We start from the raw sequence: 8,964 nt of genomic DNA on the forward strand, positions 1-8,964 counted from the left end.
AGCACCGAGGCGACGAATCCAAGGAAGCCCCGGCGCTCCGCGTATTTCCCACGATGCCCCCATCCACCCCACAACGCAAAACGCCCGCCGGGTGAGTCGCCACCTATCTGCTGTCCGGGGTGGAACATCTCAGGGGGTGACCGGGTTGGTGGGAGAGTGGGGGTAGGTATGGGTGACGAGACGGGAGCAAAGGTGAGTATTCGGGTCGGGTACAAGGCGTCTGCCGAGCAGTTCGGGCCGCGGGACCTGGTGGAGTACGCGGTGCGGGCGGAGGAGCTCGGGCTCGACAGCGTGACGGTGTCGGACCACTTCCTGCCCTGGCGGCACGAAGGCGGCCACGCTCCGTTCGCGCTCTCCTGGATGGCGGCTGTCGGCGAGCGGACCAATCGGGTGCTGATCGGGACCTCGGTACTCACGCCGACCTTCCGGTACAACCCGGCCGTGATCGCGCAGGCGTTCGCCACGATGGGCCTGCTCTACCCGGGCCGGATCATGCTCGGCGTCGGTACCGGCGAGGCTCTGAATGAGATCGCTGTCTCAGGTCGTGAATGGCCGGAGTTCAAGGAGCGGTTCGCGCGGCTGCGGGAGGCGGTCGAGCTGATCCGCAACCTGTGGACGCAGGATGAGGGCGTCAGCTCCGACGGACCGTTCTACAAGCTCGTCGACGCCTCGATCTACGACCGCCCGGAGACCCCGGTCAAGGTGTACGTCGCGGCCGGCGGCCCCGTCGTCGCCCGCTACGCCGGTCGTACCGCCGACGGTTTCATCGCCACCTCGGGCAAGGGCATGGACCTCTACACCGAGAAGCTCATCCCGGCCGTCAAGGAGGGCGCGGAGAAGGGCGAGCGGTCCTTTGACGACGTGGACCGGATGCTCGAGGTGAAGATCTCGTACGACCGCGACCCCGCGCTCGCGCTGGAGAACACCCGGTTCTGGGCGCCGCTGTCGCTGACCCCGGAGCAGAAGCACAGCGTCCAGAGCGCGACCGAGATGGAGCGCCTCGCCGACGAGCTGCCGATCGAGCAGGTCGCCCAGCGCTGGATCGTTGCCTCCGACCCCGAAGAGGTCGTCCGGCAACTGCAGCCGTACCTCGACGCCGGCTTCAACCACCTGGTGATGCACGGCCCCGGCCACGACCAGGAGCGGTTCCTCACCCAGTTCACGTCGGACGTCCTGCCGCTGCTGCGCAAGCTCTAGCAAACGATGGAACGCTGGGCGGATACGCCGTACCGGGTCGGGATCTCCGGCTGGCGCTATCCGCCCTGGCGCAAAGTCTTCTACCCCGAGGGTCTGCCGCAACGCGCCGAGCTGGAGTACGCCTCCCGCCGCCTGAACTCGATCGAGCTGAACGGCTCCTTCTACTCGCTGCAGCGGCCCACGTCGTACCAGCGCTGGTACGACGAAACGCCGCCCGGGTTCGTCTTCTCGGTCAAGGGTCCGCGCTTCGTCACGCATCTGAAGAAGCTGGCCGACGTGGAGGCGCCGCTGGCCAACTTCTTTGCCTCCGGCATCCTCGCGTTGGGTGAGAAGCTCGGTCCGGTGCTGTGGCAACTACCGCCGACGCTCGGCTACGAACGTGACCGGCTGGCAGCGTTCTTCGAGTTGTTGCCCAGGTCAACGAGCGATGCTTTGAAGGTTGCCAAAGGCCACGATGACCGGATGGAAGGACGGAGCCTGCTGACCAGCTCGGTCGATCAGCCGCTCCGGCACGCCTTGGAGATCCGGCATCCGTCGTACGAGAACGAAGAGTTCCTTGAGCTCCTGCGCGAGCACGACATCGCCGTGGTCTGTGCGGACAGCGCAGGCAAGTGGCCGATGCTGGATTCCACCACCGCTGACTTCGGGTACGTCCGGTTGCATGGCGCCGAGGAGCTCTATGTGAGTGGCTATGACGATAAAGCGCTCGACGCCTGGGCCGCGAAGATCCAAGCTTGGCAGCGAGACGTCTACGTCTACTTCGACAACGACGTGAAGGTGCGGGCGCCGTTCGATGCCGAGGCGCTGGCCGGACGATTGGGGATCGGTTGACGGTCGAGATAGTGCGTGACGACGATCCGCGCTGCGTGGAGCTGGAGGCGGCGGGGTACCGGATCGTCGGCGAGTCCTGGGCGGCTCGCCTGCGCGATCCCGATCCTGCGGCGCTCAAGCAGGCCGTACTCCGAGCCGCCGGCCTGACCGTCCGTGAGTTGGACCGCTCATCCGCTGCGGCCTGGCATGAGCTCGAGACCGCGAACGAGAAGGACTACCCGTACACGCCTGCCACCCGCCGCGTGGTCCAGCCGGTCGACGAGCTGGCTGAGCTGTGGACGACCGGGCGGGTCTTCGGGGCCTTCGACGGCGAGCGGCTGGTCGGGGCGACGTACATCAGCCTCCAGGGCGAGACCGGATTCACCTCCGTGCTCGACGGGTACCGCGGACGAGGGGTCGGGCAGGCCGTGAAGGCGGCGTCGATTCTCGCGCTGTACGCGGACGGAGTACGGGTGTTCGGTACTGGCGGTGCGGCGCTCAATGACGCCAGCCTCGGCGCCAATCTTGCTCTTGGTTATGTCATCGAGGAGCGCTGGCGGAGTTACGCGCCACGCGACTAGGTGGGGACGCCCTTGGGCCACCACGGCGGGACGTTCGCCGGGCAGATACCGGGCAACGTCGCCGGCGTACCGGCCCAGGAGAACAGTGCGAGGTCGGCGATAGCGATGGCAATCAAGGCGGCGAGCAACGGCATCGTCCACCTGCCACCCTTGCCGCGCCGCATAAAACGGAACACCAGGTTGAACAGCCCGATGTTGACCACAAGCGACACCGGCACCCCGACGAAGAACAGCGTCGGCCCATTACCAACCGGCCCGGTCAAATCAACATGGCAGACGTCCCAGGCCCGCCGGGTCATCACCAGCAACCCGAACGCAGCCGCCCCGCCGATCATCACCGACAGAAACGTCTCACTCTTACTGCTCTTCGCCACAACCGTCACCCTAAGCCGTCCCCAGGCACACGTCTCCAGAAGAGCCAGACCGGGGTGTCGCGGCATACTCTCCCGTCATGGCGACCCGTATGCCGCAGTCTTACGCGCGAGGCGAGCTCGTCATCGTGCTCGACGCGGCTGACCTCGAGCGATCGGCGGACTTCTGGAGTCAGGTGCTCGGGTACCGGCGAGCAGGCTCGTCAGGGAAGTACCTGAGCCTGATCCCGGCCGATGGGGTCGGCTGTGAGCTGCTCGTGCAGCGGGTCGACGACGTCAAGCGCGAGAAGAACCGCCTGCACCTCGATCTGCGCACCGCCGATCTCGAGGCGGAGGTTGCCCGGGTGGTTGCGCTCGGGGCAACTGTCTTGAGTGCGGAGCCGATCGTCGAGGACGGGTGGCGGTGGCAGGTGCTCGCCGATCCCGACGGGAACGAGTTCTGTGTGTTGCAGCTGCCTACGTCGTGATGGTTACTGGGCGGTTGGGGGGTTTTAGGGGGTCGGCGGCTAGGCGGGCGTGGCGTTCTACGTCGAAGCGGGTGCCGTCGTAGGCGAGGCGTTGGCGTTCCAGGCCTTCGAGGAGGAAGCCTGCGCTGGCGGCTACTCCGCAGGAAGCCGGGTTGTTGGTGCGGTGGCCCAGTTCGAGGCGGAAGAGGCCGGCGTCGTGGTGGGCCCAGTCGACGAGGGCTCGGAGGGAGTCCCGGGCGATGCCTTGGCCGCGGACCTCGGCGATGGTCCAGTACCACGTCCAGCCGACCTGGTGCCGGTCGATGTTGGTCACTGCCACGCAGCCGACGGGGTGGTCGTCGGCATCCGCAACGGCGTACACGTGCCCGTTGTCGAGGTCCGCCACCCGGCCGATCCAGTCGACCGCGCTCGCGGTGTCGCGGATGCCGCCCTGGTTGGCCATGTCCGGCTCTCGATGGGCGTCGGTCAACCGCAACGCATCAGCTACCCGCCACCGCCGCAGATCCAGCTTCGACACGTCATAGCCCATCTTTCGAGGCTACCGCCGCCTTCGACCCCGCAAACGCCCGTACGGCGCGTACTCACAACCCTCTAACCGGTCGCGGCCAGCGCGATCCCCGCCGCGTCGACCAGCGCGACGATGCCCAGTACGACGTACTCCGCCCGCGGCTTCTTGCCGTCGTCGACGTCGTAGGTGGTGTCCGGGTCGAAGATGAACGTCACTCCGGAGCTCACCGCGAAGGCCAGGAACAGACAACAGCTCGCCCCGACCATCAACCCGATCGGCGCCGCAACCCGCGTCCCCGTCGCAGTCGTCGCGATCACGAGCGCGAACACCCAGCTGCCCGCACAGACGAGCAGGAACCGGGCACGTACTCGCGCGACCACCGCGGCGACGACGGCTGACACCGGCCATACGGCGTATAGGGCGATCAGGAGGCCGGTGCGCATGAGGCTCACCTTAGGGCGATGAGCCGGATGGTCATGCCTAGGGTTAGGCGCATGGGTTTTCTTGATTTCAGGGATCAGGTCGTGCTCGTCACCGGCGCCAGCAGCGGGATCGGGGCCGCCGCCGCGGTCGGATTCGCTGAGGCTGGGGCGACCGTCGCGTTGCACTACCACCACAACGAGGAAGGCGCTAAGCACACCGCTAACGCAGTGAACACCGCAGGCGGTACTGCGTCAGTGCACCAGGCTGACCTCGCTGTCCCCGACTCGGCCGCCGCGCTGGTCGACGAGGTACTGGCGAAGCATGGGCGGATCGACGTACTGGTCAACAACGCCGGTGACCTGGTCAAGCGTGCGCCGGTGGTCGACGTACCGGACGACGAGTTCCACCGGATCATGGACGTCAACCTGACCTCGGTCTTCGCGATGAGCCGCCGGATCATCCCCGTACTCCGCGCGCAGGGCGGCGGCGCGATCGTCAACGTCACCTCCATCGCCGGCCGGCACGGCGGAGGCGGCGGCTCGGTCGTCTACGCGACCAGCAAGGGGGCCGTCAGCACCTTCACCCGCGGCCTCGCCAAGGAACTCGCCCCCGAAGGCATCCGCGTCAACGCGATCTCCCCTGGCGTCATCCGTACGCCGTTCCACGACCGCCACACCGGCGACGAGCAGATGAAAGCCATGCTCACCACCATCCCGATGGGCCGCACCGGGACCCCGCACGAATGCGTCGGCACCATCCTCTACCTGGCCTCCGACCGGATGTCCGGCTACGTCACCGGCCAGATCATCGAGGTCAACGGCGGCCAACTGATGCCCTAGCGACGGAGCCAGCTCGGGGTGTTCCGGCGGCCGTGGTCAGCGGATCGAGTGACGGCGGACTACCTCTCGGTCCGTCCGGTCAGGGCGGAAGAGGGTGTTGTGGTCGAAGGTGACGCCGGTTGAGCGATAGCCGAGCTCGTCCAGAGCTGTGTGCAGGCGGCGTCTGAGTTCAGGGTTCTTGTCCTCGACCAGTACTGCGCGGGGCAGGAACCGTACGAGCGTCCTAGTCGCGCCGGCAAGCGCAGCGGCCTCGGAACCCTCGATATCCAGCTTGACCACGTCCACCCGGTCCAGCGACTGCTCGCGCGCCCAGTCGTCCAGGCGGATCACCGGTACGTCCTGGACGACCTCGCCATCCGCCTGCAACGACCGGACACCGGAGTCAGCCGGGTCGTACCGGGAGTCGGCATGCAACGACGCCTTGTACTTCCGTTCGCCGAGCGCCACGGGTACCAGCGTGATGAGATCGGCCAGCCCGTTGAGCTCAGCCGCCGCGCGGAGCTTGTCCAGCGAGTCGGCGGCCGGCTCGAAGGCGATCACCCTGCCGCCACCCAGCTCACGCAGTTGCTTGGCCGCGCTGAGACTGTGCAGCCCGATGTTCGCGCCGATGTCGAGTACTACGTCGCCCGGCTTCAGCTCGGCTCGCAGGAATCGCGTCACGGCCGGTTCGTAGCGGCCGGCGTAGTACAGGACTGCCTGCAGGTTGTCGCGCAGGTCGAGTCGCCAGTGCAGGCCTTGTCGGCGTACTGCGATGTCGGTCGCGGCCCACTCCGGGGAGATCTTCACCAGCCGGGGATTCCGGTCCGCGACGCGCGGCGAGATCCGGTTCGCGATCCGGGTGACCCCGGCCTCGGTCAGCCCCTCGGCGGAGCCCATCAGGCGCGCGAGCCGCCGGGCCGAGGAGATCCCGAGCGACCGCCCGGCCGCGTGGGGAACCTCCCACACCGCCCGGCGGACGACTCCATCGCGATACTCCATCCCTCATCGTTACCCGTTTGCGGGCAGAATCACGCGCTCAGACCGTAAGAATCAGTACAAGATCGCCCGTCAGCGGGACAATCGGCGGAATCGTGCTGCTGACAGCGGCAAGAAGATCGCTGTCAGTAACACCGGGCCGATGATCGCCGCTTCCAGCGCATGATCTCCGATCCAGGAAGCCGCGGACGGATCAGCGTTGCCGAACAGCGACCGGGCAGCGGTCGCCGTCGCCGACAGCGGGTTCCACTGGGCGATCGTGCCGAGCCAGTTGGGCATCGTCGAGGTCGCGACGAAGGCGCTGGACAGGAACCCGATCGGCCAGACCACGATCTGGACGGCGACGATGCTCTGCGCGTTCTTCACCGTGAGCCCGATGAAGATCCCGATCCAGAGCAGCGCGAACCGCAGCAGGAGCAGCAGCCCGAACGCCGCCAGTGCCTCGAGTACGCTCCCATGCCACCGCCAGCCGAGCGCGAGCCCGGCGCCGCTCAGCACGATCAACGTGACGGCCGAGTCGAGCAGATCCGTGATGCACCGGCCGAGGACGACCGCGGCCGAACTCATCGGCAGGGAGCGGAACCGATCGGTGACCCCCTTCGCCACGTCGGTCGTGACCGCGGTCATCGTTGCCTCCAGCCCGAACAACATCGCCAGGGCGAAGATGCCCGGCACCAGCAACTCGTAGTACGAGTCTCCGGACGGCATCTCGATCGCGCCGCCGAGCAGGGCGCCGAACATCAGCATCATCAGCACCGGGAAGAGCCAGCCGAAGATCACCGGCCCCGGCTGCATCCGCCAATGCAGCAAGGCGCGGCGCGCGATCGTCCAGCCGTCCGCCAGGGCCCAGCCCAGTCGCGCCGTCATGCCGGCACCCCCGTCCCGGTCAGGTGTAGGAAGACCTCGTCGAGCGTCGGTCTGCGCAAGGTGATGTCCGCTGGTTCGATGCTTGCCTCCTGCAACAAAGTGGCCACTTCGATGAGCGCCCTCGTGCGATCCTTGACCGGGATGCTGACCTTCAGGTCATCCACCTGTACCTCGCCGTCGGCCAGCCGCTCGACCAGTTGCAGGATGTGCGGTACCTCATCCGTTGCCGTGAGCACCAAGTCGAGCCAGTCCGCGCCCAGCTGGGCTTTCAGCGCATCTGGGGTGCCTTCAGCAACGACTTTCCCTGCCTTGAGCATCGAGATTCGGTCCGCCAGTTGATCCGCCTCGTCCAGGTACTGCGTGGTCAGCAGCACCGTCGTTCCTTGCCTGACCAGCTCCCTGACCGCGGCCCACACCTCGGCGCGGCCGGCCGGATCGAGCCCGGTGGTCGGCTCGTCGACGAACAGCACCTTCGGCGCGACGATGAGGCTCGCGGCCAGGTCGAGTCGCCGGCGCATGCCACCGGAGTACTTCGAAGCCGGCAATGTCGCCGACTCTTTGAGGCCGAATCGCTCGAGTAGTTCATTGGCCCGGCTTGTTGCTTTGGTGTGGCCGAGATGGTTGAGCCGGCCGAACATCACCAGGTTCTGCTTCCCGGTGAGGACTTCGTCGACAGCGGCGTACTGGCCGACCAGCCCGATCGTGCGCCTGACGTCGGCGCCTTGCCGGCTCACGTCGTACCCGGCGATCCGCGCCTCGCCGGAATCCATCCTCAGCAGGGTCGCCAGGATCCGTACCGCTGTGGTCTTGCCGGCCCCGTTCGGCCCGAGCAGACCGGTCACCGTGCCGGCGCTCACCTCCAGGTCGAAACCGTTCAGCCCCGCCCCCTCCGTGCCGCCCGCGTAGTTCTTCCGTACGTCGAACGCCTCGATCATGCGCTCAGTCGTCACGTGCCACCTCTCGTCCGGTTGCGAACCGTAGACTGTACCGTACAGCGTACGGCTCAGGTACGATCGGGTCAACGACGACCGGCTGGAGTTTGTTCCCGTGACTGGAGCTCTATGAGTGGAAAGAGGGTTTCGCCCCCTGATCCCGCGCGCAGTCTGGCGCTGCTCTGGGGCAGTCACACCAAGCCGGGCAGATCCGGGCTGACCGTGCGCGCGATCATCGACGCCGCGATTGACCTGGCCGACTCTGGCGGGCTCGAGGCGCTGTCGATGCGGCTGGTCGCCGAGCGGCTGAAGGTTGGCACGATGTCGCTCTACACGCACGTACCGGGCAAGAGCGAGCTGACCGACCTGATGTTCGACACCGTCTACGCCGACCTGTACGCCGACGTCGATGAGCCGGGCAGGCAGCCGGGCGGGTGGCGAGGGGCGCTCGAATTCATCGCCCGCCGCAACTGGGGCGTGCTGACTAGTCATCCATGGCTACACGATGTGCCGGCCGGTCGGATGGCGCTCGGGCCGAACATCACCCTCAAGTACGAAGCCGAACTCCGCCCCCTGGACGGCCTCGGCCTGACCGACGTCGAGATGGACTCGACGCTCTCCCTCGTCCTCACCCATGTACTGGGCACGGCGCGCGCCGGTGCCGAGCAGATCCGCACCCAACAAGAATCCGGCCTCTCCGACCAGGAATGGTGGCTCAACACCGCTCCCGTCCTAGAGCGCTACATGGCCTCCCTGGCTGACCGCTTCCCGGTTGCAGGCCGGGTAGGCACCTCAGCAGGCGAGCAATACCAAGCCACCGTCGACCCAGCCCACGCCCTAACCTTCGGCCTCACCAGAATCCTCGACGGCACAGCCCTCCTGATCGCCGAGCGCGAGTAGATCCCCCAAGCAGCCTCCGGCGCCGCGCTCGCCTGCTCTGTCCGGCGTCCTCGGGTTCGGAGTGGTTGCCTAAGGCACCTTGTGCTTCGTCTGA

Annotated in this window: 12 protein-coding genes; 6 read left to right on the forward strand and 6 right to left on the reverse strand. The window is 67.1% G+C overall.

Annotated elements, in window-relative coordinates; translation table 11 throughout:
* Positions 1-192 precede the first annotated feature (192 nt).
* Genes fgd through OHA70_RS13380 form a run of 3 tightly spaced genes read left to right on the forward strand, consistent with a single transcriptional unit; the run spans position 193 to position 2,588 of the window.
* Positions 193-1,197 carry a glucose-6-phosphate dehydrogenase (coenzyme-F420) gene (fgd, locus tag OHA70_RS13370; RefSeq protein WP_328332185.1) on the forward strand — a complete coding sequence of 335 codons (1,005 nt, stop codon included), beginning with the start codon at positions 193-195 and terminating at the stop codon, positions 1,195-1,197.
* 6 nt (positions 1,198-1,203) lie between these two features.
* A complete protein-coding gene (locus tag OHA70_RS13375; RefSeq protein WP_328332187.1) occupies positions 1,204-2,028 on the forward strand; it encodes a DUF72 domain-containing protein in 825 nt (274 codons plus the stop codon).
* Positions 2,029-2,039: 11 nt separating this feature from the next.
* Positions 2,040-2,588, forward strand: coding sequence for a hypothetical protein (locus OHA70_RS13380; RefSeq protein WP_328332189.1), 549 nt, complete (start codon positions 2,040-2,042; stop codon positions 2,586-2,588).
* Here OHA70_RS13380 and OHA70_RS13385 read toward each other — a convergent pair.
* Entirely contained in the window at positions 2,585-2,962 is a 378-nt protein-coding gene (locus OHA70_RS13385) for a hypothetical protein (RefSeq protein WP_328332191.1), read from the reverse strand. The two genes, OHA70_RS13380 and OHA70_RS13385, sit on opposite strands and share 4 nt — an antisense overlap.
* 77 nt (positions 2,963-3,039) lie before the next feature.
* Here OHA70_RS13385 and OHA70_RS13390 point away from each other — a divergent pair, with 77 nt between their 5' ends.
* Complete coding sequence (locus tag OHA70_RS13390; RefSeq protein ID WP_328332193.1) at positions 3,040-3,426, forward strand: VOC family protein; 387 nt, start codon at positions 3,040-3,042, stop codon at positions 3,424-3,426.
* On the opposite strand, the gene OHA70_RS13395 is transcribed toward OHA70_RS13390, so the two are convergent.
* Both OHA70_RS13395 and OHA70_RS13400 read right to left on the reverse strand, forming a co-directional pair.
* Positions 3,416-3,955, reverse strand: coding sequence for a GNAT family N-acetyltransferase (locus tag OHA70_RS13395; protein WP_328332195.1), 540 nt, complete (start codon positions 3,953-3,955; stop codon positions 3,416-3,418). The genes OHA70_RS13390 and OHA70_RS13395 overlap by 11 nt on opposite strands.
* 62 nt (positions 3,956-4,017) lie before the next feature.
* Complete coding sequence (locus OHA70_RS13400) at positions 4,018-4,377, reverse strand: hypothetical protein (protein ID WP_328332197.1); 360 nt, start codon at positions 4,375-4,377, stop codon at positions 4,018-4,020.
* Between the two features lie 51 nt (positions 4,378-4,428).
* Between OHA70_RS13400 and OHA70_RS13405 the strand changes: the two genes are divergently transcribed.
* A complete protein-coding gene (locus tag OHA70_RS13405) occupies positions 4,429-5,196 on the forward strand; it encodes an SDR family NAD(P)-dependent oxidoreductase (protein ID WP_328332199.1) in 768 nt (255 codons plus the stop codon).
* Positions 5,197-5,232: 36 nt separating this feature from the next.
* Here the strand turns inward: OHA70_RS13405 and OHA70_RS13410 are convergent, their stop codons facing one another.
* The 3 genes from OHA70_RS13410 to OHA70_RS13420 form a co-directional block, all read right to left on the reverse strand.
* Positions 5,233-6,174, reverse strand: coding sequence for an FkbM family methyltransferase (locus OHA70_RS13410; RefSeq protein ID WP_328332201.1), 942 nt, complete (start codon positions 6,172-6,174; stop codon positions 5,233-5,235).
* 69 nt (positions 6,175-6,243) lie between these two features.
* Positions 6,244-7,038, reverse strand: coding sequence for an ABC transporter permease (locus OHA70_RS13415; RefSeq protein ID WP_328332203.1), 795 nt, complete (start codon positions 7,036-7,038; stop codon positions 6,244-6,246).
* Positions 7,035-7,973: an ATP-binding cassette domain-containing protein gene (locus tag OHA70_RS13420; RefSeq protein WP_442913905.1), complete on the reverse strand. Its 939-nt coding sequence runs from the start codon at positions 7,971-7,973 to the stop codon at positions 7,035-7,037. The genes OHA70_RS13415 and OHA70_RS13420 overlap by 4 nt, the downstream gene beginning before the upstream one ends.
* 126 nt (positions 7,974-8,099) lie before the next feature.
* On the opposite strand from OHA70_RS13420, the gene OHA70_RS13425 reads away from it, so the two are divergent.
* The gene (locus OHA70_RS13425; protein WP_328332207.1) at positions 8,100-8,870 is read left to right on the forward strand and encodes a TetR/AcrR family transcriptional regulator; all 771 of its coding nucleotides are present in this window, start codon (positions 8,100-8,102) and stop codon (positions 8,868-8,870) included.
* Positions 8,871-8,964: the final 94 nt, after the last annotated feature.

This window comes from Kribbella sp. NBC_00382 (assembly GCF_036067295.1).
In the GTDB taxonomy this organism is placed as follows: Bacteria; Actinomycetota; Actinomycetes; order Propionibacteriales; family Kribbellaceae; genus Kribbella.

Bases quoted from the DNA above. Each gene is read 5' to 3' on its own strand.
- OHA70_RS13375 (WP_328332187.1), top strand. From the start codon at position 1,204: ATGGAACGCTGGGCGGATACGCCGTACCGGGTCGGGATCTCCGGCTGG.
- OHA70_RS13390 (WP_328332193.1), top strand. From the start codon at position 3,040: ATGGCGACCCGTATGCCGCAGTCTTACGCGCGAGGCGAGCTCGTCATC.
- OHA70_RS13395 (WP_328332195.1), bottom strand. From the start codon at position 3,955: ATGGGCTATGACGTGTCGAAGCTGGATCTGCGGCGGTGGCGGGTAGCT.
- OHA70_RS13400 (WP_328332197.1), bottom strand. From the start codon at position 4,377: ATGCGCACCGGCCTCCTGATCGCCCTATACGCCGTATGGCCGGTGTCA.
- OHA70_RS13405 (WP_328332199.1), top strand. From the start codon at position 4,429: ATGGGTTTTCTTGATTTCAGGGATCAGGTCGTGCTCGTCACCGGCGCC.
- OHA70_RS13410 (WP_328332201.1), bottom strand. From the start codon at position 6,174: ATGGAGTATCGCGATGGAGTCGTCCGCCGGGCGGTGTGGGAGGTTCCC.
- OHA70_RS13415 (WP_328332203.1), bottom strand. From the start codon at position 7,038: ATGACGGCGCGACTGGGCTGGGCCCTGGCGGACGGCTGGACGATCGCG.
- OHA70_RS13420 (WP_442913905.1), bottom strand. From the start codon at position 7,973: ATGATCGAGGCGTTCGACGTACGGAAGAACTACGCGGGCGGCACGGAG.
- OHA70_RS13425 (WP_328332207.1), top strand. From the start codon at position 8,100: ATGAGTGGAAAGAGGGTTTCGCCCCCTGATCCCGCGCGCAGTCTGGCG.